Annotated in this window: 26 protein-coding genes; 21 read left to right on the top strand and 5 right to left on the bottom strand. The window is 37.0% G+C overall.

The genetic code is table 11. The features are described from left to right. The first annotated feature begins 8 nt into the window (after positions 1-8). Positions 9-143, top strand: coding sequence for a hypothetical protein (locus tag CER22_RS13115; RefSeq protein ID WP_001116178.1), 135 nt, complete (start codon positions 9-11; stop codon positions 141-143). A gap of 86 nt (positions 144-229) precedes the next feature. On the opposite strand, the gene CER22_RS13110 is transcribed toward CER22_RS13115, so the two are convergent. The 3 genes from CER22_RS13110 to CER22_RS13100 are packed head-to-tail and all read right to left on the bottom strand — an operon-like array spanning position 230 to position 3,999. Beyond that, a complete protein-coding gene (locus tag CER22_RS13110; RefSeq protein ID WP_088608897.1) occupies positions 230-1,366 on the bottom strand; it encodes a Ger(x)C family spore germination protein in 1,137 nt (378 codons plus the stop codon). Beyond that, positions 1,367-2,464, bottom strand: a complete 1,098-nt coding sequence (locus CER22_RS13105; RefSeq protein ID WP_088608896.1) for an endospore germination permease — start codon at positions 2,462-2,464, stop codon at positions 1,367-1,369. It lies immediately after the preceding gene. After that, a complete protein-coding gene (locus CER22_RS13100; protein WP_088608895.1) occupies positions 2,461-3,999 on the bottom strand; it encodes a spore germination protein in 1,539 nt (512 codons plus the stop codon). Before CER22_RS13100 ends, CER22_RS13105 begins: the two co-directional genes overlap by 4 nt. 296 nt (positions 4,000-4,295) lie before the next feature. Between CER22_RS13100 and fdhF the strand changes: the two genes are divergently transcribed. The 17 genes from fdhF (at position 4,296) to CER22_RS13005 (ending at position 19,763) form a co-directional block, all read left to right on the top strand. Then, positions 4,296-7,235, top strand: a complete 2,940-nt coding sequence (gene fdhF / locus CER22_RS13090; protein ID WP_088608894.1) for a formate dehydrogenase subunit alpha — start codon at positions 4,296-4,298, stop codon at positions 7,233-7,235. 12 nt (positions 7,236-7,247) lie between these two features. Beyond that, a complete protein-coding gene (locus tag CER22_RS13085; RefSeq protein ID WP_087981472.1) occupies positions 7,248-7,730 on the top strand; it encodes a DUF1641 domain-containing protein in 483 nt (160 codons plus the stop codon). A gap of 116 nt (positions 7,731-7,846) precedes the next feature. Then, positions 7,847-8,191 carry a DUF2294 domain-containing protein gene (locus tag CER22_RS13080; protein ID WP_000039582.1) on the top strand — a complete coding sequence of 115 codons (345 nt, stop codon included), beginning with the start codon at positions 7,847-7,849 and terminating at the stop codon, positions 8,189-8,191. A gap of 16 nt (positions 8,192-8,207) precedes the next feature. Continuing rightward, positions 8,208-9,005: a formate dehydrogenase accessory sulfurtransferase FdhD gene (fdhD, locus tag CER22_RS13075; RefSeq protein WP_075311558.1), complete on the top strand. Its 798-nt coding sequence runs from the start codon at positions 8,208-8,210 to the stop codon at positions 9,003-9,005. A gap of 20 nt (positions 9,006-9,025) precedes the next feature. Next, positions 9,026-10,042, top strand: a complete 1,017-nt coding sequence (gene moaA, locus CER22_RS13070; protein ID WP_206773118.1) for a GTP 3',8-cyclase MoaA — start codon at positions 9,026-9,028, stop codon at positions 10,040-10,042. Between the two features lie 200 nt (positions 10,043-10,242). Then, on the top strand, positions 10,243-11,022 hold the full coding sequence (locus CER22_RS13060; RefSeq protein WP_033656377.1) for a formate/nitrite transporter family protein: 780 nt from the start codon (positions 10,243-10,245) through the stop codon (positions 11,020-11,022). Between the two features lie 24 nt (positions 11,023-11,046). Then, a complete protein-coding gene (locus CER22_RS13055; protein ID WP_088608892.1) occupies positions 11,047-12,063 on the top strand; it encodes a molybdopterin-synthase adenylyltransferase MoeB in 1,017 nt (338 codons plus the stop codon). 18 nt (positions 12,064-12,081) lie between these two features. Continuing rightward, positions 12,082-13,389, top strand: coding sequence for a molybdopterin molybdotransferase MoeA (gene moeA / locus CER22_RS13050; RefSeq protein ID WP_088608891.1), 1,308 nt, complete (start codon positions 12,082-12,084; stop codon positions 13,387-13,389). Beyond that, positions 13,370-13,834 (top strand): molybdopterin synthase catalytic subunit MoaE, encoded by a 465-nt coding sequence (moaE, locus tag CER22_RS13045; RefSeq protein WP_088608890.1) that lies wholly within the window; start codon positions 13,370-13,372, stop codon positions 13,832-13,834. The genes moeA and moaE overlap by 20 nt, the downstream gene beginning before the upstream one ends. Positions 13,835-13,838: 4 nt before the next feature. Further along, entirely contained in the window at positions 13,839-14,075 is a 237-nt protein-coding gene (gene moaD, locus CER22_RS13040) for a molybdopterin converting factor subunit 1 (RefSeq protein ID WP_088608889.1), read from the top strand. Between the two features lie 60 nt (positions 14,076-14,135). Continuing rightward, positions 14,136-15,185 carry a P-loop NTPase gene (locus tag CER22_RS13035; RefSeq protein WP_087982172.1) on the top strand — a complete coding sequence of 350 codons (1,050 nt, stop codon included), beginning with the start codon at positions 14,136-14,138 and terminating at the stop codon, positions 15,183-15,185. Between the two features lie 15 nt (positions 15,186-15,200). Further along, positions 15,201-15,425, top strand: a complete 225-nt coding sequence (locus CER22_RS13030) for a hypothetical protein (RefSeq protein ID WP_060487359.1) — start codon at positions 15,201-15,203, stop codon at positions 15,423-15,425. Between the two features lie 42 nt (positions 15,426-15,467). Beyond that, entirely contained in the window at positions 15,468-15,866 is a 399-nt protein-coding gene (locus CER22_RS13025) for a hypothetical protein (protein WP_060487358.1), read from the top strand. 158 nt (positions 15,867-16,024) lie between these two features. Then, positions 16,025-16,273, top strand: coding sequence for a DUF1294 domain-containing protein (locus tag CER22_RS13020; protein ID WP_000871331.1), 249 nt, complete (start codon positions 16,025-16,027; stop codon positions 16,271-16,273). Positions 16,274-16,364: 91 nt separating this feature from the next. Further along, positions 16,365-17,306, top strand: coding sequence for an EamA family transporter RarD (gene rarD / locus CER22_RS13015; RefSeq protein WP_088608888.1), 942 nt, complete (start codon positions 16,365-16,367; stop codon positions 17,304-17,306). A 78-nt stretch (positions 17,307-17,384) separates the two neighbouring features. Then, on the top strand, positions 17,385-17,810 hold the full coding sequence (locus CER22_RS13010) for a divergent PAP2 family protein (RefSeq protein WP_000447816.1): 426 nt from the start codon (positions 17,385-17,387) through the stop codon (positions 17,808-17,810). Between the two features lie 99 nt (positions 17,811-17,909). Further along, a complete protein-coding gene (locus CER22_RS13005; protein WP_060487357.1) occupies positions 17,910-19,763 on the top strand; it encodes a terpene cyclase/mutase family protein in 1,854 nt (617 codons plus the stop codon). A gap of 73 nt (positions 19,764-19,836) precedes the next feature. Here CER22_RS13005 and CER22_RS13000 read toward each other — a convergent pair whose 3' ends face one another. Continuing rightward, a complete protein-coding gene (locus tag CER22_RS13000; RefSeq protein ID WP_060487356.1) occupies positions 19,837-19,986 on the bottom strand; it encodes a YfhD family protein in 150 nt (49 codons plus the stop codon). A 133-nt stretch (positions 19,987-20,119) separates the two neighbouring features. Between CER22_RS13000 and fabG the strand changes: the two genes are divergently transcribed. Then, on the top strand, positions 20,120-20,860 hold the full coding sequence (fabG, locus tag CER22_RS12995) for a 3-oxoacyl-ACP reductase FabG (protein ID WP_000395032.1): 741 nt from the start codon (positions 20,120-20,122) through the stop codon (positions 20,858-20,860). 51 nt (positions 20,861-20,911) lie between these two features. On the opposite strand, the gene dhaS is transcribed toward fabG, so the two are convergent. After that, the gene (gene dhaS, locus CER22_RS12990) at positions 20,912-22,396 is read right to left on the bottom strand and encodes an aldehyde dehydrogenase DhaS (protein ID WP_046954598.1); all 1,485 of its coding nucleotides are present in this window, start codon (positions 22,394-22,396) and stop codon (positions 20,912-20,914) included. Positions 22,397-22,668: 272 nt separating this feature from the next. Here dhaS and CER22_RS12985 point away from each other — a divergent pair, with 272 nt between their 5' ends. Further along, positions 22,669-22,947 (top strand): YhdT family protein, encoded by a 279-nt coding sequence (locus CER22_RS12985; RefSeq protein WP_000800722.1) that lies wholly within the window; start codon positions 22,669-22,671, stop codon positions 22,945-22,947. A 3-nt stretch (positions 22,948-22,950) separates the two neighbouring features. Then, a complete protein-coding gene (gene panF, locus CER22_RS12980; protein ID WP_088608887.1) occupies positions 22,951-24,390 on the top strand; it encodes a sodium/pantothenate symporter in 1,440 nt (479 codons plus the stop codon). Positions 24,391-24,478 lie beyond the last annotated feature (88 nt).

The following is a 24,478-nucleotide window of genomic DNA, read 5'->3' as shown; positions in this document are numbered from 1 at the left end:
GGATTCCGATGCCGTTTTTAGGAAGTGTATATCAAATATTTGGATTGTATCCAGAAATTTATTATGGAATGATTTCAGCCGAACTTGCGGAGCAGCAAAGATTGGAACAGGCGGAAAACGAGGAACCAGAAACAGAAGCGTAACTGTATAGGAAGCTTCAAAATAAAAATGATAACACGCTACTTACTCTTTACACGTATAAGAGCAAAGAGTAAATAGCGTGTTTTTTTTATTTAATAATCCCGTTCTCTAAAATTTTAATAGTAGGTGCTACTTTCACATTAGACTTTGAAAAGGCACTCGGCCAATCGTCTTCAACCGTTTTCCATTCTTTATATTGAAATGCTCTCGCATAATCACCAAACCCGAATGGATCAAGTTGCTGTTTTTGAATTTTGTGGATTAAATCGTTTAAATCTTTGTTTAGTTGTTTTGTAATAAGTGAAGTTAATTTCTTTCTACCTTTGTCTATATCCATGTTGAATGTAAGCTCAGATACGGAAACTTTAAAATTCATTGCAATATTAAATTTGAAGTGGTTATCGTTATAGCCTGTGTGAATGTCACGATTCATGCTAAGAACATTTATTGTTACGAAGTCGTCGCCGTCTGTATCTTTTAGATGACTATTACTTTCAACTGAATGAGAAGGGATTTTCAGTGTAAGTGAAACGGGTATATTCGCTTTCTTTTGTAATAGAAGAAGAAGGGCACTTTCATATCGATTTAAAGACATTTTATAGATTCCGCGAGAAGTTAATAATGCAGAGCCGGTAACGAGAATATCTTTTTTACCTTTTTTTATTTCTGAGATAGCAGGTGTTATACCTTTATTAAAAGTTTGCCTATGGAATTCATGGAATGTCGTAAACGCGGTTCGATTGTATAGTTTGTTCGTATTAATTAAATCTGTTAAATATTCAGGAAGTGCAGGCTTATCTTTAAAATTATTATATATAACTGAAGAGATTGGACCGTCTACTGCAACCATGCGCATATTTCCAGTATTTTTAGGGTCGCGATACCAAACATCAAGGTAAGGCATAGCTCCTTCTTGTTTTAAAAATTTCGTACTAAATAAAATGAGTTGTAACTTTTCTGTAGATACTAAACCGCTACTTGAACTATTAAATGTTGCTTTTGCTTCTCGAGGGGTATGTACTGTCGCTTCATGAGTTTCGTATTTTTTCTCCACATCTTCATTAAAAATAGGGTTTACGTGGTATACAATTAATTTTCCTTTTGCTTTTGCATCAAACCCGTAAATTAATGAAATGGATTGTTTTTCTAAGTCGAGCCGATCTCCTCCACATCCTGTTAAAAAGGTTATGAGAAAGTAAAATATAGTGAAAATAAAGCGCCTCATTTAAATTTTTCTCCTTTTCCAATGCTGATAAAGTGTCATGTATAAGAGAAATACGACTGGGAATAGAAAAACGATAAAATAACTTGCAGTTCCCCAAAATTCCCGCAATGCACTTATTTGATACGAGGATGGGATATAAAAAAATAAAACGAAAACACACCCGAATAATAAAAACCAAATAGGTAATGAACTCCCTTTTTTGTTAAGTAACTGATTGATTCCATCTGAGGCAGTAAAAATATAAGGAATGCAAGAATCAAAAAAAATGAAGAGATAAAATGACAAAAAGATAATTTCAAACCGTTCCAGAAATGAAAAGTGAAATGGTGTAACAAGAGAAAGAGTGGGCCATAAAAACTTAGTTATACCATCTGGGCTAAAATAAACGAAAGAAACGAACGTAACTTGCAGGTAAACGAATAAAGTAATCATATTTGCAATAACGATTCCTTTTTTTGCAGATGATTTATTACTGAGATAAGGATAAAGGACAAATGCAAACTCAAATCCGAGAAAGGCAATAATAGTTGATTTTACTGTGTTGAAAACTGGTAGCCATCCCTCTTTAAGGAGAGGAAGAAGATAAACCCAATGCCCGTCTTTAAGCGGGATAAATAATAGCAATGGCATCCAGAGTGTAAATAAGACAGTAAAAACAGCATAGCGGCTAATAATAAGAACACCTTTACATGCGAGCATAACCATTGGGATAGATAATAACATCATTATTAAAAACATTGGAGATCTAGGTAAAATCCAAATGTGAATAACGCATAAGAGGGAAAAAATTAAGGATACAGCTGCAAGAACAGCATATAAAATCCAAAAAATCATTCCTACTCTTCCTAGCCACTTCCCAAGATAACGAGTTAGCACATCAAGTAAAGTATACCCGGGGTGTTTTTCCATAATTTTCACAATACATAGACTGACTAAAGTAGTGATAGCGCATCCTATTATAATAGACATCCAGCCATCTGTATTCGCCCCTTGCGCAACTTCACGTGGCAGTGTAAGTACACCGAACCCTACTTGAACACCACTAATCGTTAAAATGTATTGAAATAAACTAATCTCCCTCTTTGCACGCTTTGTCACTTATCTTCCTCCGTTTCTTCTATATCGCGTTGTCGATTCTCTTGTTTTAAGTTAAGGGATAGTGGTCGTTTCTTCATTAGTTTCCATGGTAAACGTACAAGAATGTCTTTTAAATCTGAAGCAAATGACGGAGAAAAAGGACTACCATAAGGAACACCAAGTGATTCCATAGAAAGAATATGGATGATGATAACTGCCATCCCGACCATAATTCCAATGACCCCAAACAAAGAAGCGGTTATCATCATTGGAAAGCGAAGAAGCCGAATTCCTGCTGACATTTCCATGTTAGGGATGATAAAAGAAGCGACTGCAGTAATAGATACGACGATAACCATAACATTACTTACTATTCCTGCTTGGACAGCAGCTTGTCCAATGACAATCCCTCCTACGACTCCAATCGTTTGTCCAACGGGACCAGGAAGCCGAACCGCAGCTTCGCGGAGCATTTCAAGTACTAGTTCCATCAAAAGTGCTTCTAATATAGGGGGGAAAGGAATTTTAGCTCGAGATTCTCCAATTGTTAACAATAATTTAAGTGGAATCACTTCATAATGAAAGGAAATCATAGCAATATAAAGAGCTGGAGCAAATATTGCAATAAATAGTCCGGTAAAACGAAGTAGTCGTATGAAAGATGGAATCATTGGCCGGAAGCTGTAATCATCTATCGTCTGAAAAAAAGATGAAAAGGTCATAGGTCCAATTAATACGCCGGGTGAGCGGTCTACAACAACAGCAATTCGTCCATCCAAAATGTGATGGGCCGTTGTATCAGGGCGTTCGGTTATTGATAATTGCGGAAAGAGAGTATAGGAATTATCTTCAACAAACCCTTCTAATTCTCCAGTAGTAATAATGGCATCCACTTTGATTGATTCGATACGGCATGCCATTTCTTGTACAACGTCTTCGTTTGCAACGTCTGCTAAGTACAGCAAAAAAACCTTTGAAGTAGCTCGTTCACCAACAGTGAATTCCTTCACTTTCAATTCGCGATTTGGAATATATCGACGAATAAGTGCAAGACTGTCGCTCGCTACTTCATTAAATCCTTCGTGGGAGCTTTTTATAGCAGTTTCTGTTGTAGGTTCTTCAATACTTCTTTTTGGCGCCGATTGCGTATCTAGTTCTAATGCTGTAAGTTGTCCATTTATAAATAAAATGCTTTTACCATGTAAAAGGGAATGTTCAATGTCGGACCACTGCTGAACTTTCTTTATATTCCCGACTGTAACTGAGGATTCCCAACAATCAACTTCATTCCACTCTTTAAATAGGAGAGGTCGAAGAATATCAATGTTAATAACGGTTTTGTCTACAAGTCCTTCCATATATATAATTGCAGCTACTTTTCCGTTTTTTAACGGAAAAGTACGTGTAATTAATTCTGGAATACCGCTAAAAAGTTTGGACAAGTGCTTTAGATTAAGGGAAAGAGAGGAAGAGATAGATTTATTTAAAAGTTGATCAGCTTGTTCTTGTGCAGAGAAAGATTTTTCACCACGTATCCATTTATTAAAAGACCCCATTTGTTCGCTTACTCCTTGTTATGTTTTATATGGGTTATTATGGATAGTTCCGTGCTGACATATGCGTAGTTTAAATTTTATATTGTATATTTCCATCTTTAACGCTATAATTATAGTGTTAAAGATGGAATCGTGATATGACCTGTTATGAATCTATCGTTTTATTTATGAATAAATGGATTGGTATTTTAGCAAGATGTGCTAATAAACTACTCCACCATGATAATAACGTGCCGAAATGTGGTGCGTATATTTTCGTGGTGGAGTTTTTTTATTCTCAAAAAGGGGGAAAGACCATGAATAACAACATGGTTCATATTACAATTGACGGAAAAAAGTATACAGCGGAGCCTGGTTCAACGATATTGGGTGTTATTAATGAGAACGTGATTGAACATCCGCAAATTTGTTACGTGCCAGAAGTAGATCCTATTCAAACATGTGACACTTGTATTGTAGAGGTTGACGGAAAGTTAGTGCGCTCTTGTTCGGCAGTAGTGACAGAAGGTATGAACATTGAACGTAATTCTGCTCATGCCAAAGAAGCACAAACAGAGGCAATGGATCGGTTACTAGAAAATCATTTATTATACTGTACAGTATGTGACAACAACAATGGGAACTGTAAACTGCATAATACAGCAGAATTAATGGAGATTGAACATCAAAAATATCCTTATGAACCAAAAGTAGATGCAAGTGAAGTTGATATGACGCATCCGTTTTATCGCTATGATCCTAATCAATGTATTACATGCGGTCAATGTGTTGAGGTTTGTCAAAACTTACAAGTAAATGAAACGTTATCAATAGACTGGGAAGCGGAACGTCCACGAGTTATTTGGGATGAAGGAGTAAATATTAATGATTCTTCATGCGTGAGCTGTGGTCAATGTGTAACCATTTGTCCTTGTAATGCTTTAATGGAGAAAACGATGCTCGGTGAAGCTGGATTTATGACGGGATTAAAACCAGATATTCTTGAACCGATGGTAGATTTAATTAAAGAAGTTGAGCCTGGATATAGCGGCATTTTTGCGGTATCAGAAGTGGAAGCGGCTATGCGTGATACTCGTACGAAGAAAACGAAAACAGTATGTACATTTTGTGGTGTAGGTTGTTCATTTGAAGTGTGGACGAAAGGGCGTAAAATCCTTAAAGTACAACCTTCTTCTGATGCGCCAGTTAACGCAATTTCTACTTGTGTAAAAGGAAAATTCGGTTGGGATTTCGTAAATTCTAAAGAAAGAATTACGAAACCTTTAATTCGTAAAAATGGAACGTTTGTTGAATCTACATGGGAAGAAGCACTAAATGTAGTTGCAAGTAAATTAGGATCTATTAAAGAAGAATACGGTAAAGATGCTGTCGGCTTTATTTCTTCATCTAAAATTACGAATGAAGACAATTATGTAATTCAGAAATTAGCTCGACAAGTATTTGAAACGAATAATATTGATAACTGCTCACGTTATTGTCAATCGCCAGCGACAGACGGATTATTCCGTACAATTGGTATGGGCGGAGATGCTGGAACGATTAAAGATATCGCAAAATCCGGTCTTGTTATTATTGTAGGTTGTAATCCGACAGAAGGTCATCCTGTTTTAGCTACACGTATTAAACGTGCGCATAAATTACACGGACAAAAATTAATTGTGGCTGATCTTCGTAAAACAGAAATGGCAGAGCGTTCAGACGTTTTTATTAGTCCAAAACAAGGAACAGATCAAGTATGGTTAATGGCTGTTACGAAATATATGATTGACCAAGGCTGGCACGATCAACGATTTATTGATGAGAATGTAAACTTCTTTGAAGATTTTAAAGAGAGTCTTACAGAATATACACTTGATTATGCAGAAGAAATGACTGGTATTTCAAAAGAAATACTTATTCAAATGGCTGAAATGATTCGTGATGCAGATGGTACATGTATCCTTTGGGGTATGGGAGTAACGCAAAATACAGGTGGATCGGATACTTCCGCTGCGATTTCAAACTTACTGCTTGCAACAGGTAATTATCGTCGTCCAGGTGCTGGTGCATATCCACTTCGAGGTCATAATAACGTACAAGGTGCTTGTGATATGGGTACTTTACCAGGATGGCTTCCTGGATATCAGCACGTTACTAACGATATGGAACGTGCGAAATTTGAAATGGCTTACGGAGTGAAAATTAATAGTGAACCAGGTCTTAATAATATTGAAATGCTTCACGCAATTGATGAAGGGAAAATGAAAGCTATGTATCTTGTCGGAGAGGATATGGCTCTTGTAGACTCTAATGCGAACCACGTACATGAAGTGTTATCAAGCCTTGATTTCTTCGTTGTACAAGACGTTTTCTTATCTAAAACTGCTCAATATGCAGATGTTGTATTACCGGCAGCACCGTCTCTTGAGAAAGAAGGTACTTTCACAAATACAGAGCGTCGTGTACAAAGATTGTATCAAGTTCTTCCTACGCTTGGAGATGCGAAGCCAGATTGGTGGATTGTGCAGGAGATTGCGAATAAATTAGGTGCAAACTGGAATTATAGCCATCCAAGTGAAATTTTTGCTGAAATGGCAAGTTTATCACCACTATTCTCACAAGCAAACTATGAAGTACTTGAAGGGTGGAATAGTTTCCATTGGGGAAGTTTTGATGGAACGAATACACCACTTCTGTTCCAAGATGGATTTAACTTCCCAGATAAAAGAGCTCGTTTTGCGATTGCTGACTGGGTACGTCCAGCTGAATTCCCAGCGGAGTTCGATCTTCACATTAATAACGGTCGTATGCTTGAGCATTTCCATGAAGGGAATATGACAAATAAATCAACAGGTATTCAAACGAAAGTACCTGGTGTGTTTGTAGAAGTTTCTCCAGCACTTGCAAAAGAACGTGGAGTGAAAACAGGTTCATTAGTTCGTCTTGTTTCTCCTTTTGGAGCATTAAAATTACGTGCACTTGTAACAGACCGTGTAAAAGAAAATGAGTTATATTTACCGATGAACTCTACAGATAATGAAACAGCAATTAATTTCTTAACAGGTCCTGCTGTGGACGTACGTACGAACACACCTGCTTATAAACAGACGAAAGTGCGTATGGAAGTGCTAGAAGTTGATGGCGCAAATCCGATGCCAAAAGCGAACCCGCGTAACAAAAAACGTCATCCTCAAGCTGGTATTGAGGTAAATCGTAAGTGGGCACGTCCAGGGTATGTGCATTTAACGGATAAGTAGGAGGAGAAAAATATGGCTGCACCTATAAAAGTGATTCAAAAACAAGAATTAACTGAGGAAGAAATAAAACAGCAAAAATTAGATGATTTAAAAGAGCTTCTAGCTAATAATGAAGAGGCTTTAAATCAAATGTTTAATATTGTTGGGGAATTAAATGACATCGGAATGCTAGAAGCTGCAAATTCTATGTTAAAGGCGAAAGAACCGATCGCAAAGATTGTACTTGGCCAAGTGACTCGTGAGCCTGTTACGAATTTAATTAATAATATGATGGGTGCTGCGGGTGCTTTAACAGAACTTGATCCAGAACTTACGAAAAAGCTTATAGGTAGCTTATTAGTAGGGTTAGAAGAAGGTAATGAACATCTAGAGAGTAATAAAAAAGTAGGGGTATTTGACCTTATGAAAGTATTGAAAGACCCAGATATTAACCGTGCTATAGGGTTTGGGCTTCATTTCTTAAAAGGTATGGGTAAAGGGTTAAAAGACGAATAATCTTCATGAAGTGAATCTTTTCGCCCAAATGTTTGTACGAAATATTTTGGGCGGAAGGGTCATTTTGGTAAAATATATAATAAAGTAAAATGAGGATTTTTCGGAGGTATAATTGTATGTCAAAAAAAGTACATGAATTTAATGATATGATACGAAAACTTCGAAAGGAACTTTTCGGAAAAGGACCAGAACGAATTCATACTGTTTTTGCTGAAAATATGGCGATTGCGACCCTTTACGGAAACTTAACACCTACTGAAAAATTCATTTCAAGTACGATGGACGGTGCGGAAATGGTTCATATGGCTAGAACGAAAATGATTCAAGAAGTGTATGCTGCGAATTCCCGTGAACATTTGGAGGAACTTGTTGGAGCGAAATTAGTGAATTTATTTTCAGATATGAAAGTAGAAGAAGATATTGCAGTTTCGGTATTTGTTTTTGATAAAAATATAACGTGAGAGAAGGATACTGATCGTGAAACCGATACAGGTAGAAAGAGAAATCTTTCGTTATGAACAAGGGGCGTTTAAACATATAGAGGACAGTATTGTAACAGAGTTTCCTGTCACGATTAAAATGAACGGACAGGAGTTTGTTACAATGGTTAGTACTCCAGAATATATAGAAGATATGGTAATAGGCTTTTTAGCATCTGAAGGAATCATTCGGAAGTATGAAGATATTGATGACATATGGGTACAAGAGAAAGAAGGATTTGTGCATGTCACAACGAAAAAAGTGAATCCGTATTACGAACAAATGCAAAATAAACGTTATATTACTTCATGCTGTGGTATGAGTAGACAAGGGTTTGTTTTTGCAAATGATGCACTAAGCGCTAAAAAAATGAATGGTGTCCATGTACAGGTTGCTGCAGAAGACTGCTTTCGATTAATGAAAGAAATGCAGCAATCTGCGGAGACGTTTCAACATACAGGTGGCGTTCATAATGCATCTTTGTGTGATGTGAATGGCATTATTTTAAGCCGAATGGATATCGGTAGACATAATGCATTAGATAAAATTTACGGTTATTGCTTAAAAAATAATATTTCTATAAAAGATAAAGTCATTGTATTTAGTGGTCGTATTTCTTCGGAAATATTATTGAAAGTTGCAAAGATCGGTTGTGAAATTATATTGTCAAAATCAGCTCCAACCGAATTGGCTTTGCAGCTAGCAGAAGAATTAGGTATTACTACGATAGGGTTTATTCGGAATCAATCCTTAAATGTATATACGCATCCAGAGCGTGTTATAAATATAAAATAAGTAAAAGTGAGGCAATAAATATGAAATCTGTCACATTAGACAAACTACAACGTCCTTTAAAGGATTTACGTATTTCTGTTACTGATCGCTGTAATTTCCGCTGTCGTTATTGTATGCCAGAAGAAATATTTGGTCCTGATTATTCGTTTTTGTCTAATGATAAAATTTTATCTTTTGATGAGATTGAAAGGATAACACGTATTTTTGTTTCTTTAGGTGTAAGAAAGTTACGAATTACGGGCGGAGAACCGTTACTTCGAAGAGGTCTTCCGCAGCTTATTGAGCGCCTTAATAAAATAGATGGTGTGGAGGATATCGGTTTAACAACCAATGGATCACTACTGAAAAAGTTTGCTCCTGATTTATATAAGGCGGGTTTATCACGTGTGACAGTTAGTTTAGATTCCTTAGAAGAAGATCGGTTTTTCTATTTGAATGGTAATAGAAGCAAAGTGCAAAGGGTCCTGGAAGGCATACAGGCTGCAGCTGAAGTTGGTATGAAAATTAAAATTAACATGGTCGTTCAAAAAGGGAAAAATGAACAAGATATTTTGCAGATGGCGCAATACTTTAAGGAAAATAAGCATATTCTTCGTTTTATTGAGTATATGGACGTTGGAAATTATAACGGTTGGGAATTAAGAGAGGTCGTCTCGAAACAAGAGATAGTAGATGCCATTCATCAAGTTATGCCATTAGAACGGATAGAAGCAAATTATGCAGGTGAAGTTGCGACTCGCTATCGTTATATTGGAAATGAAGAAGAGATAGGTATTATTTCATCAGTAACAGATTCCTTCTGTTCATCATGTACGAGAGCACGTATTTCTGCAGAAGGAAAATTATATACTTGTTTGTTCGCTTCTAAAGGAAATGACTTGAGGGAACTACTTCGATCTGGATACAGTGACGAGGAAATAACAGATATCGTACGTGATATATGGAACAACCGAGAAGATCGTTATTCAGATGAACGCTTAAGTCATACAAGTAAAAAAAGATCGCCTAAAATTGAAATGTCACATATTGGTGGTTGATATATAAGAGTGACGCTTTGAGGAAGTATATACAAAATGGAAAGTATGCAACGTTTGTAGATTTTCTATTTTATAGTAAAAGTGATGATTGATATCTCTGTAAAAGATGTGCAGAGAAATTAAGCAGCATTCAAAAACCTTTATTTTGAGGAGGTTTTTTGAAGCTGCTTTTTTATTTGGAGAAAATGGAGGAATTAGTAATGGCATTTCATAAACCGGAACAAATTGCTGAGCTTGTAATTGAGGCCGGTGTTCAAAAAGTAAGTCAGACGTTGCCAGCAATGCTTATTCTCGGTTTTTTAGGAGGAGCGTTTATTTCGTTAGGTTTTTTGCTTAATATTCGTGTTTTAGGTAATTTACCTGAGCGCTGGGGTAGTTTAGTCAATGTTTTAGGAGGAGCGGTTTTCCCTGTTGGATTAATGCTCGTCGTATTAGCAGGAGGAGAATTAATTACCGGAAATATGATGTCACTTTCTATGGCGCTTTATGCAAAGAAAATTACATTGGTAAGTGTACTAAATAATTGGGTTTGGATTACTTTCATGAATTTCGTGGGAGCTATTTTTGTTGCGTATTGTTTCGGTCATCTTGGCGGATTAACAGAGGGAGATTATTTAAATAAAACGGTAGCGATAGCGGAAGGGAAATTACATGAATCATTTGGGAGAACTTTAATTTTAGCAATTGGTTGTAATTGGCTCGTTTGTCTTGCGCTTTGGCTCGCTTATGGGACGAGTGATTTTGTCGGGAAAATAATCGGAATTTGGATTCCGATTATGGCATTTGTAGTGATTGGATTTCAGCAAGTGGTAGCAAATATGTTTGTTATTTCAGCAGTTATTTTTGCAGGTCATCTGACGTGGATGGATCTTGCTAGAAATTTTGTTCCTGTTTTTATCGGAAATGTAATTGGGGGAGCTGGATTTGTTGGATTTGCTTATTTTGCTTGTTATCAAAAACAACATTCTAATATGAAATAGAGTTCGTGAGAGGAAGGATATGTAATGGATGAGCGGTATTCACGACAACAGTTGTTCAAACCAATTGGGAGTAGAGGGCAAGAAAAAATTCGGAATAAACATGTGTTAATTGTAGGAGCAGGCGCATTAGGAAGTGCAAGTGCTGAAAGTTTCGTACGTGCAGGTATTGGCAAATTGACGATTATTGATCGTGATTACGTTGAATGGAGTAATTTACAAAGGCAACAACTGTACTCTGAACAAGATGTGAGAGAGAAAATGCCGAAAGCAATCGCTGCTAAAAATCGGCTAGAACAAATTAATTCGGAAGTACAAATACATGCTTTCGTAATGGATGCAGTTGCAGAAAATATGGAGGACCTATTAAAAAATGTAGATGTAATAATTGATGCAACAGATAATTTTGATATTCGATTTATAATAAATGACTTATCACAAAAACATAATATCCCGTGGGTATATGGTTCTTGCGTTGGATCGTACGGTATGAGTTATACGGTTATTCCGCAAGAGACACCGTGTTTACATTGTGTGCTGAAGAACGTTCCTGTTACAGGTGTGACATGTGATACCGCTGGAATTATTAGCCCGACTGTTCAAATCGTCGCAGCATATCAAGTGGCGGAAGCACTCAAAATTTTAGTCGGAGATTTCTCAGCAATTAGAAAAACATTTTTCATGTTTGATATATGGAGTAATCAAAACCATTTTATAAAACTAGGGAAAATCAAAACAGAAGATTGCCCCTCGTGCGGTTTGAATCGAACTTATCCTTATTTATCATACGAAAACCAAACGAAGGTGGCTGTTTTATGCGGAAGAAATACAGTGCAAATTAGGCCGGTAGAAAATAGGAAGTACGATTTTGACGATATAGAAAAAGTATTAAAAAAATTGGGGGAAGTAGATCGGAATCCGTATTTACTATCTTGCCAACTAGATGATTACCGCGTCGTTATTTTTCGAGATGGTCGTGTTTTCATTCATGGTACAAATGATATTTCGAAAGCGAAACAATTATATTATCGCGTATTCGGTTAATAGAAAGGGTTGTCAATAATGGAAAGAAGAGTGCCAATTACGGTTGAAGAAGCTGTTCGTAAAGTAATGGGATTTGCTAATGAGGGATTAAAGGAGTTACTACCTATTGAATTAGCTTACGGACGTATATTAGCGGAGGATTTAATAGCTGACCATGACGTACCTTCATTCAATCGTTCACCGTATGATGGATTTGCTATTAGAGCAGAAGATACGAATGTAGCAAGTTATGAAACACCAATTGTGTTTGAAGTAATTGGTGAAATTGGTGCGGGATCAATATTTCACGAGAAAGTAGGGCCGTTTCAAGCGGTTCGAATTATGACGGGAGCGCAAATTCCGAATGGGTGTGATGCGGTTGTTATGTTAGAGCTGACTCGTCAATATGAGGAAGCTGGCAACAATTATATGGAAGTGAAGCGATCATTCAAAACGGGTGACAATATTTCTTTTCAAGGTGAAGATGCTCGTAAAGGAACGGTTCTTGCAAAAAAAGGATCATACATTCATTCAGGTATTTCAGCTCTTCTTGCTACGTTCGGATATAGTGAGGTACCAGTGGCAAGAAAGCCTGTAATTGGATTGTTAGCGACTGGTAGTGAATTACTGGATGTAAATGATTCATTACAGCCAGGGAAAATCCGAAATAGTAATACGTATATGATATTGTCTCAAATTCGAAGAGCGGGCGGAAGAGTAAAATATTTTGGGAAGTTTAGCGATGAGTTTCATACATGCTTCACAGCTGTAAAAGAAGCGTTAAGCCAAGTGGATATGCTCATTACAACAGGTGGTGTATCAGTAGGGGATTACGATTATTTACCAGCTATTTACGAAAAGTTAGGTGCATCGGTTCTTTTCAATAAAGTTGCAATGCGGCCAGGTAGTGTTACGACTGTAGCACAATTAAATGGCAAGTTATTATTTGGTTTATCAGGAAATCCATCTGCTTGTTACGTAGGATTTGAATTATTTGTAAGGCCTTGTATTCGGACGTATATGTTTAGTGAGAAAGCACATGTAAGAAGAGAAAAAGCGTTATTAGGAGAAGATTTTCTAAAACCAAATCCATTTACCAGATTTGTGCGAGCAAAACTGACATATAACGAAGGGCAATTAATCGCTTATCCGTCAGGGTTTGATAAATCTAGCTCGGTTTCTTCTCTAGCAGAGACAAATATATTTATTGTACTTCCAGGTGGTACGAGAGGTTATAAAAAAGATATGTTCGTAGATGTTCTCTTGCTGGAAGATAACGAAGGTAGTGAATGGCCTTGGGCATTTTATAAAGTGAGAGGTGTTTCTAATGGGACAAGCGCTATTTGAGATTGTAGATATACCGATTGTAGTTGAAGAAGTAACGAATAAAGTCGCAAGAAGAGAAGCAGGTGCAATTACAACATTTATTGGTACAGTGAGAGAATTAACAAAAGGAAAACGAACACTACATTTAGAGTATGAAGCATATAAACCGATGGCAGTAAAACAACTTACGAAAATTGGTGAAGAAATTAACGGAAAATGGCCGGACGCAAAAGTAGCAATTAAGCACCGTGTAGGGCGGCTAGAAATCATGGATATTGCGGTCGTTATTGCAGTCTCATCACCGCATCGTAAAGTAGCGTATGAAGCGAATGAATACGCGATTGAACGTATAAAACAAATCGTCCCAATTTGGAAAAAAGAATTTTGGGAAGATGGGACGATGTGGATTGGAGATCAACTTGAAAATACGGCATATCCAGAAGGAAAACCGAAGAAGGAAGAATGAGAAGATGATTACAATTTTATTGTTCGCAAATTTGCGTGAGGAAATCGGATCGGATCAATTAATAATTTCAGAAAAACAAGAAATGACAGTGCAGCAATTAAAAGAATGGCTCAAAGCAAGCTATTGCTTACAATTGCTTGATAGAGTGATGGTGGCTGTTAATGAAGAATTTGTAACGGATGAAGAGATGATAAAAGCTGGAGATATAGTCGCATTAATCCCGCCCGTTAGTGGGGGATAATAAGCTTTTTCGCCAAGAAGATGTTGTATATAAATTCGAATACGAGAAGGGATGAGTTCTATGATTACTCAAGAACAAATAATGAACGCATTAAAACATGTAGAGGATCCGGAGTTACACAAAAGTATTGTAGAATTAAATATGGTTAGAAATATACAAATGAATGGAACAGAGGTTAAACTTGAAGTAGTGCTAACGATTCAAGGTTGTCCATTAAAGGCAAAAATTCAACAAGATGTGGAAGAGTCTCTTCAGGCAATTGGTGCATCTAAAGTAGATTTGACATTTGGTTCTATGACACAAGAAGAACGAGCTGCGCTAACAGAGAAGTTAAAGAAAAATAGTAGAACAGAAACTGGAATGCCGAGCATGCTTCGCCTTGATTCAGGGGTACGATTTATTACTGTAACGAGCGGTAAAGGTGGAGTTGGAAAATCAACAGTGACAATTAACCTTGCAACTGCTTTAGCTCGTATGGGAAAAAAAGTGGGGATATTAGATGCAGATATATATGGTTTTAGCATTCCAGCTATGATGGAAACGAATCAAAAACCGACGATGATTGATCAAACGGCAATTCCGGTTGTAAGTCACGGTGTTAAAATTATGTCGATGGGATTTTTTGCAGAAGGAAATAACCCGGTTATGTGGCGCGGACCGATGTTAAATAAATGGATTCAAAATTTCCTTGCGAATACGCACTGGGGAGAATTAGATTATTTACTTCTTGATTTACCACCTGGCACAGGAGATGTAGCTATTGATGTTGCAGCAATGATCCCGCAGGCGCAAGAAATTATCGTTACAACACCACACAACGTAGCTTCATTCGTAGCATCTAGAGTAGGTGTTATGGCAAAACATACGAAACACGAGATTTTAGGAATTGTAGAAAATATGGCTTATTATGAAGAACAAGATGGATCGAAAAATTATCTCTTCGGAAAAGGAGGCGGCGAAATGCTTGCAGAACAATTGCAAACAGAAGTGATTGCACAAATACCTTTTGCAAGACGAGAAGAAAATAACGGTTCATCTGTATATGATGAAGAGTCTCTTGTAGGAGAAGTGTTTACATCGTTAGCGGAGGATATTATTTATAGAGGATAGAGGGGGAAGTTTAGTATGGCGTGTAATATCGATCATTCTATGGAAGATGTAATGAGTAAACTTGAAAGTCAAAAGAGTTTTTTACCGGAAGTGATTTTTAAAGAGTTAAAGGTATTTTTGCGAGGGAATCATTCACAGGAAATATTAAATGATATCTTTCATCTTTTAAAAAAGTATGATTTGGTTAGTGAAGAAGAACGAGAGATGAGAAATACTCAATTATTGCTGATTATAAAATAAATACGCTTTGGCTTTTGTTTTTTTGCAGAAGGGGTGAATGTAATGAATATGAAAAAGATGATTGAAACGATAGAAGCAACTAAAGTGACTAACGAAGAATTATCGATTTCTACTTTACATCAAAAGCTTGTGAAGTTGTATAGTCAAAAAGATAGTGCGGAGTATACGGAGATATTAAAATATATTTTATCATTATCCGTGCAGCTGAACCTACATTTCGTATTGAAATATTTTGGTGTGCGCCCGGTTGTTGCTGCAGATGAACGTATGCAATTTCAAGAGATATTTAAATGTTTAGCTAAGAAAGATGATAATGGGGAATGGTTTCTAAATTTCGTTTCTTTATATGTAGGACTAATTGTAGTTCTTCATTTTGATGAAAAAGAGATTGAGAGAAGTTTTTTCGATGATATGGTAGTGGATGAAGGGAATGCAATATAAGATTCTGCTCATAATATCTTTCTATTTAATTGCTGTAACTGCGATTTTAGTTGGTTATTTAAATATAAAGGTAACCAATTAATAAAAAGTGTTCTTCAGTTGTTTCCATCGTTTTTTCATGTTACTATTAAGCGAATTTTTCATAGGGAGAGAAAGCGATGAAATGGATTTATTTTATTATTATTAACGTTATAGCTTTTAGCCTTATGGGGCTTGATAAACGAAAAGCGAAGAAGAAACAGTGGAGAACGCCAGAAAGTACGTTGTTTTTATCAGCGGTAGCTGGAGGCGCAGTTGGTGCTTGGATTGGTATGTATATGTTTCACCATAAAACACATAAAAAGAAATTTGTTTTCGGTATACCGTTACTTGTCGTTATAACAGTATGTTTACTTTTTGCTGTATGAGAAATGTCGAAAGAATTGCAGATTGATTATTGGTAAAGTGAGCATGCGGGACCGTATAATGGAGAAAAATGAGAAGAGGAGAAAAGGGAAGATGGGGAGTCAATCAGCACAGCAAAAAAAAGGAATTATATATGCGGCTGGTGCTTATACGATGTGGGGAATCCTACCAATCTATTGGAAATGGGTTGAGGAAGTTCCAGCAGATGAAATATTAGCACACCGCATCGTTTGGGCGTTCGTTTTTATGTTACTTGTGTTAGGTGTTACGAAGAGGTTTCGTCAGTTTATTGGGGAGTTCGTGAATCTTTTTAAACGACCTAAATTATTAATGTCATTAACAATAGCTTCAGTCTTGATTAGCGGAAACTGGTTTGTCTACATATGGGCCGTTAATCATAATCATGTCATTGAAGCAAGTCTTGGATATTATATTAATCCGCTTATTAGTATTTTACTTGGTACAGTCGTTTTAAAGGAAAAGTTAAACTTTTGGCAATATGTTGCAGTTGGTTTAGCTGGAATAGGGGTTATCATTTTAACAGTCCGTTTCGGATCTATTCCGTGGGTTTCTTTATCACTTGCCTTTTCATTTGGATTATATGGATTAACAAAAAAATTGTTAAACTATGATGCGACAATTGGTCTTACGATGGAAACGATGTTAGTGACGCCGTTTGCGATTATCTATCTCGTTATGACAGGAGCGCATGGATTCGGTTCATTTGGATCTATTTCCATGTCATCGACGTTACTATTAATAGGAGCGGGCATTGTTACAGCTTTACCACTTTTTTATTTTGCAAAAGGAGCACAACTTATTCCGCTTTATATGGTAGGATTTTTACAATATATTGCACCAACGATTAGTTTAATTTTAGGTGTATTCGTATTTGGTGAACATTTCACATCTACTCATATGATGGCATTTTTCTGTATATGGGTTGCATTATTTGTGTTTTCAATAGCGAAAACAAAGTTTTTATTGCAGAAACAACCGAAATTTATAAAAAATAAATCAGCAAAAGTATCATAATGCGTAGTATTTTCTACGCATTTTTCTTTATACTGATACTATATAGATTTCCATTATAGTCAGTAGGGAGCTGAGAACGTGGAAACAATTTTACATAATGATCCGCTTATGGCCGCTGTAATTTCATGGTTTCTAGCACAATTAACGAAAGTAGTCTTTAAATTATTCAAAACGGGTGAATTTGATTTTGCAAAGTTTTTCGCTTCAGGTGGGATGCCGAGTTCTCATGCTTCAACTGTTACAGCACTTGCGACAGGTGTTGGCGTTGTAGAAGGTGTGGAAAGTACCTTATTTGCTATTGCTGCTATCTTTGCAATAATTGTTATGTATGATGCTTCAGGAGTAAGACTTGCAGTTAGTAAACAAGCGAAAATATTGAATGAGTTCTTTCACGGTAGACAAACAGAATATAAGAAGTTAAATGAACTTGTCGGGCATACACCGTATGAAGTAGTAGTCGGTGCTTTGGTAGGGATTATTGTCGGAGTGGGATATTGCTTATGAGCAGAACATTTTATATGTTCTGTTTTTCTTTGTTTTCATACATATTTAGCTACCTTTTTGAATATCGTTATACGGATTTCGAAAGGGTGGGTGAGTAACTTGTTATTATATGAAAAAGTGCATGAAGAAATAGCGAGAAGAACAACTGCACTTCAAACGATGCAACGGCAAGATGGTACGTGGCAGTTTTGCTTTGAAGGAGCACCATTAACAGATTGCCATATGATTTTTTTATTAAAATTATTAGGTAGAGATAAAGAGATAGAACCGTTTGTAAAAAGATTAGCATCACTTCAAACAAATGAAGGAACATGGAAATTGTATGAAGATGAAGTGGGTGGCAATTTATCTGCTACAATTCAATCTTATGCTGCCTTACTAGCTTCAAAAAAATATACAAAAGAAGATGCGAATATGAGGCGAGCCGAAATGTTTATTAAGGAACGTGGAGGCGTGGCGCGTGCTCATTTTATGACGAAGTTTTTATTAGCAATTCATGGAGAATATGAATACCCTTCGCTCTTTCATTTGCCAACACCGATTATGTTTCTGCAAAATGATTCACCCCTCAGTATATTTGAATTGAGTAGCTCAGCACGTATCCATTTAATTCCGATGATGGTTTGTTTAAATAAAAGATTTCGAGTAGGAAAAAAGTTACTGCCAAATTTAAATCATATCGCAGGCGGGGGCGGGAAATGGTTTCGGGAGGAGCGGTCTCCGTTGTTTCAAACGTTATTAAGTGATGTAAAACAAATCATATCGTATCCACTTTCTTTACACCATAAAGGATATGAGGAAGTCGAACGTTTTATGAAAGAGCGTATCGATGAAAATGGAACGTTATATAGTTACGCAACTGCCTCATTTTATATGATTTATGCTTTACTCGCGTTAGGACATTCTCTTCAATCATCAATGATTCAAAAAGCTATAGCAGGGATAACATCTTATATATGGAAGATGGAAAGAGGGAATCATTTGCAAAATTCTCCTTCAACTGTATGGGATACGGCTTTACTCAGCTATACGTTACAAGAGGCCCACGCTTCGAAAGATAATAAGATGATTCAACATGCAGCAGCGTATGTATTAAAAAAACAGCATACAAAAAAAGCTGATTGGAGCGTACATGCTCCGGCGCTGACTCCAGGCGGTTGGGGTTTTTCGGATGTGAATACGACAATTCCAGATGTCGATGATACAACAGCTGTGCTAAGAGCGTTGGCAAGAAGTAGAGGGAACGAAAATGTAGATAATGCTTGGAAGAAAGGGGTCAATTGGGTTAAAGGATTACAAAATAATGATGGTGGCTGGGGAGCGTTTGAAAAAGGTGTGACGAGCAATTTATTAGCAAATTTACCAATCGAAAATGCAAGCGATATGATTACAGATCCTTCCACACCAGATATTACAGGAAGAGTGTTAGAGCTTTTCGGGACATACGCGCAAAATGAATTGCCTGAGAAACAAAAACAAAGTGCGATAAATTGGTTAATGAATGTGCAAGAGGAAAATGGATCATGGTATGGGAAATGGGGGATTTGTTATATATATGGTACGTGGGCTGTTATGACTGGTTTACGGTCACTCGGAATTCCATCTAGCAATCGATCAATGAAAAGAGCAGCTTTATGGCTGGAACATATACAGCATGAAGATGGTGGGTGGGGGGAATCGTGCCACAGTAGCGTGGAAAAAAGGTTCGTTACTTTACCATTTAGTACACCATCCCAAACAGCATGGGCGCTAGATGCTCTCATTTCTTACCATGATGAAGAAACGCCAGCTATTCGAAAAGGTATTTCATATTTGCTTGCGAATCCTGATGATAATGAACACTATCCTACCGGAACAGGTTTACCAGGTGGGTTTTATATTCGTTATCATAGCTATGCATATATATATCCGCTACTTACTTTGGCACATTATATAAAAAAATATAGAAAATAAACCGAGAGGATATCTCTCGGTTTATTTTATTGGGTAGTAGGTCCCTGTTGAAAAGAATAAGGTTGTGCGTTCCTTATTTTTCTATTGACTGGCGTTTTTGACGTGCATCAGCGGCATTTGCACGTGCGTTCGCTTCTAAGTCATTGTGGTCAGCGAGTTCACGAGAGAACTCAACATCAATGCCATCAGCAGCTTTGTTTTGCTTGAAATTTTTTTTGTTCATTCGACACAATCTCCTTGTGTTTTATGCGACGTTGCAAAGTTAGTTTGACACAAATAGACTTTTTTATACAAAGAGGAATTGGGAAGCAAAGAGCCGAAATATACAGTATAAGTAATAGAAATGGGGGATAGGGATGGAGTTTTTAAATGGGAAAACAGCTGTAGTAACAGGAGCTGCACAGGGAATTGGAAAAGAGATTGCAAGGGTTTATGCAAAACTAGGGGCTAAAGTATTAATTAGCGATGTAAATGAAGAGAAGCTACAAAAAACGACACGTGAGTTATCAGATGAAGGATATGAAGTGAAGCAGTATCGTTGTGATGTGAGTAATCAAAATGATGCGAAGTCCTTAATTGAATACGCTGTCCAAACATTTGGTACACTGCACATTTTAGTAAATAATGCAGGAATTACGCGAGATGCTATGTTACATAAAATGGAGAAACCGGAATGGGAACAAGTACTGCAAGTAAATTTAACAGGTGTTTTTTATTGTATGCAGCCAGCACTTCTTTACATGAGACAACAAGGGTATGGACGCATTATTAATATATCTTCAATTAGTAGAGAAGGAAACATAGGTCAAGCGAATTATGCGGCTACGAAGGCAGGCGTTGTAGGTTTAACGAAAACGGCAGCGAAAGAAGTTGGAAGTTTCGGCATTACGTGTAACGCGATTTGCCCAGGATTTATGGATACAGATATGACAAAAACGATACCAGATAAAGTGAAAGAAAAGATGGTTGGCGCGATTCCGGTTGGTAGAATTGGAACGCCAGAAGATATTGCGAACGCAGCGGCCTTTTTAGCATCAGAGTACGCATCCTATATTACAGGAGAAGTATTAAATGTGAGCGGGGGATTGCAAGTTTAAATGAATACATAATGAAAAGAACCTGACCGGATAGGCCAGGTTCTTTTTTCGTTAATTTAAGTTGAGCCAAACACTCTTCACTTCTGTATAGTTATTTAATGCGTAAGATCCCATTTCACGACCAAGACCAGATTGTTTAAATCCTCCGAATGGAGATGCTGCATCAAAGACGTTATAACAGTTTACCCATACTGTACCAGCACGTACTTTACTTGCAACATAATGTGCTGTTTTAACATTTTCTGTCCACACACCAGCCGCTAAGCCGAATTGTGATTTATTTGCACGTTCAATTACTTCATCAATATCGTTAAAAGGTATTGCAGAAATAACTGGACCGAAAATTTCTTCTTTTGCGATGGTCATTTCGTCATTTACGTCAGCGAATACTGTAGGAGAAACGAAGTAGCCTTGATCGAATGGATTGCCTCCTCCGCAAAGTACTTCAGCGCCTTCTTCAATCCCTTTTTCAATGTAGCCCATTACACGTTTTTGTTGTTCTTCGGAAACGAGAGGACCGATTGTTGTTTCAGGGTTAAGACCGACACCTTGATTTAGTTTTTTAGAATAGAGGACGAGATCAGCCATGACATTATCATACATTTTCTTCGGAACAAATAAGCGTGATCCAGCAGAGCATACTTGTCCTTGGTTAAACATAACACCAGAAAGTGCACCAGGAATCGCGCGAGATAAATCAGCATCTGGCAAGATGATATTTGGTGATTTACCGCCTAACTCAAGTGTAACGCGTTTTAATGATTCAGATGCTTGTCGCATAATTTGTTTACCGACTGGAGTAGAACCAGTAAATGCAATTTTATCAACGAGTGGATGATTAACGAGAGCTTGTCCAGCTGATTCACCGAATCCAGGAACGATATTAATAACACCTTTCGGGAATCCAGCTTCTTCAATTAATTCAGCTAAGTATAGAGCGGATAGTGGAGTTTGCTCTGCAGGTTTTAAAACGATTGTACATCCTGTAGCAAGCGCTGCTCCCATTTTCCACATTGCCATAAGAAGTGGGAAGTTCCAAGGAATAATTTGACCGACGACACCAACAGCCTCATGGCGTGTATAGTTAAAGTAATTACCAGAAACAGGAATTGTTTGACCAACGATTTTCGTAGCCCAGCCAGCATAATAGCGCATATGTTCAATTGCAAGTGGTATGTCTGCTGCCATTGTTTCACGGATTGGCTTTCCGTTATCTAATGTTTCGAGCTGTGCGAGCTCTTCTTTATGTTCTTCCATTAAATCAGCTAACTTGTACATAAGACGGCTTCGCTCAGCAGTGCTCATGCGAGACCAAGGACCTTCGTCGAAAGCCATGCGAGCTGCAACGACAGCTTTATGAATATCTTCTCGACCAGCCTCAGAAACGACGGCAAGTGTTTCGCCGGTTGCTGGGTTAGGTGTTTTAAATGTTTTTCCGGAAGCGCTTTCGATGAAAGATCCATTCACATATAACTTTTTTGTACCTTGAAGAAACTTTTCTACCTTTTCATGAAGATTTACAGCTAGTTGACTCATTGTATAACCCCCTTGAAAATATAATGTAAACGCAGTACGAGACGGCGTTTATTCCGAAATCAAGGATGTGGGAACTAGATGGAAAGCCTCTAATTTTAATCATAATTAACAAATACTGAAAATTCAAATTTCATTTGTGTTACAATTGTAAAAAATATGTAATGTAAGAGAAACTTCTATATGATTATAAAAAATCCTGCTTGTTTTTGCTTTCTAGTAGGAAAAACTAGAAGAACAATGGTACAATAATACATCGTGAGAGGAGGGAGAAAATGAAGAATTATCATGATGATCCGCGCTTTCGAATTGCCCATAGAGAAGCGTTAATTGGCCTTGGACTTGCTATTATCAATTTTATAATATGGTACGGATTTGCTTATGGGCTTGGTAGTAAAAATCCAAGTGAATATACATATGTATTCGGTTTTCCAGCATGGTTTTTTTATAGCTGTATCGTTGGATTTATCGTTATGGTTATTTTACTTAGTTTAGTTGTTCGTTTTGTATTTCAAGATATTTCACTCGATGAGGAAGAAAAAAGTGAGGAATAATAGATGAATTGGTATGTAATCATTCCAATGATAATTTCGTTTATCGTTGTATTTTTAATTGGTGTATATGCTTCAAGACGCGTACAAGCGACTGCTAATAATAAATTTTTACAAGAATATTTTCTTGGTGGGCGTGAACTTGGCGGTTTATTATTAGCGATGACAATGATTGCTACGTACGGTAGTGCTAGTAGCTTTATTGGTGGTCCAGGTATTGCGTACAATATGGGCCTCGGATGGGTATTATTATCTGCGATTCAAGTTGTAACAGGGTATATCGTTTTAACGGTTATCGGTAAAAAGTTTGCAATTATCGCTAGGAAGATGGAAGCCATTACTCTTATCGATTATTTAAAGGGAAGATACAATAATAAAGCAGTTGTTATACTTTCTGCGTTATGTATTATTATCTTCTTATTTTCAGCAACAGTAGCTCAATGGGTCGGTGGTGGCCGATTAATTGAATCACTAACGGGTCTATCTTATACAACAGCACTATTTTTATTTACTTTTTCTGTACTTGTGTACGTATTAATTGGTGGATTTCGTGCAGTTGCTTTATCAGATACGTTATTAGGAATCATTATGTTAGTTGGAACGACAATCATTTTAATTGCTACTGTCATTGCTGGTGGTGGAATTGAAAAGATTATGCAGGAGCTTATTCAAATCAATCCAAATTTAATTACACCATTCGGAGCGGATGATAGTTTAACGAAATCATATGTGACATCATTTTGGATTTTAATTGGAATTGGTGTTGTTGGGTTACCGCAAATTAGCGTGCGTGCCATGTCTTATAAAAATTCAAAAGCTATGCACCAAGCGTTAATAATTGGAACGGTTGTTGTAGGTACAATTATGATTGGTATGCATTTAACAGGTGTATTTGCGCGAGTCGTACTTCCGGGTATAACGGTACCGGATAAAGTCATGCCGCTACTCGCGATGGAAGTGTTGCCACCTTGGCTAGCTGGAGTTTTCTTAGCTGCGCCAATGGCAGCAATTATGTCTACAGTAAACTCGTTATTGTTACTTGTAAGTTCATCAATTATTAAAGACATATACGTAAATTACATAAATAAAGATGCAGCAGACAGTACGATTAGAAAAGGAAGTTTGTGGATTACTGGTATCGTAGGGCTGCTCGTTTATGCAGCAGCAATTAAACCACCAGATTTTTTAATATGGTTAAATTTATTTTCTTTCGGTGGGTTAGAAGCAGCATTCATTTGGCCAATCGTATTAGGGTTATATTGGAGTAAAGGAAATGCAACAGGAGCGCTTGCCTCTATTTTAGTTGGGGTAGGCTCATATATGTGTATTCATCTTTTCTATCCAAATCCGTTCGGTATACATACAGTTGTCTTCCCAATTTGTTTTGCGTTTATAGCTTATATCATTGGAAGTATGAGTGCTGTGAAGAAAAACAGTATAGGTTAGAGGAAGAACGTAGTCCTTATAGAGGACTACGTTTTTTTGTGTGAATTTATTCTTTTTTATTCTGTATATGTAAGGTTATTCATAAATT

The organism is Bacillus sp. K2I17, from assembly GCF_002209985.1.
Classification (GTDB): domain Bacteria; phylum Bacillota; class Bacilli; order Bacillales; family Bacillaceae_G; genus Bacillus_A; species Bacillus_A wiedmannii.
The sequence above is the reverse complement of the archived record's forward strand: the minus strand, read 5'-3'. Positions and strand labels throughout refer to the sequence as shown.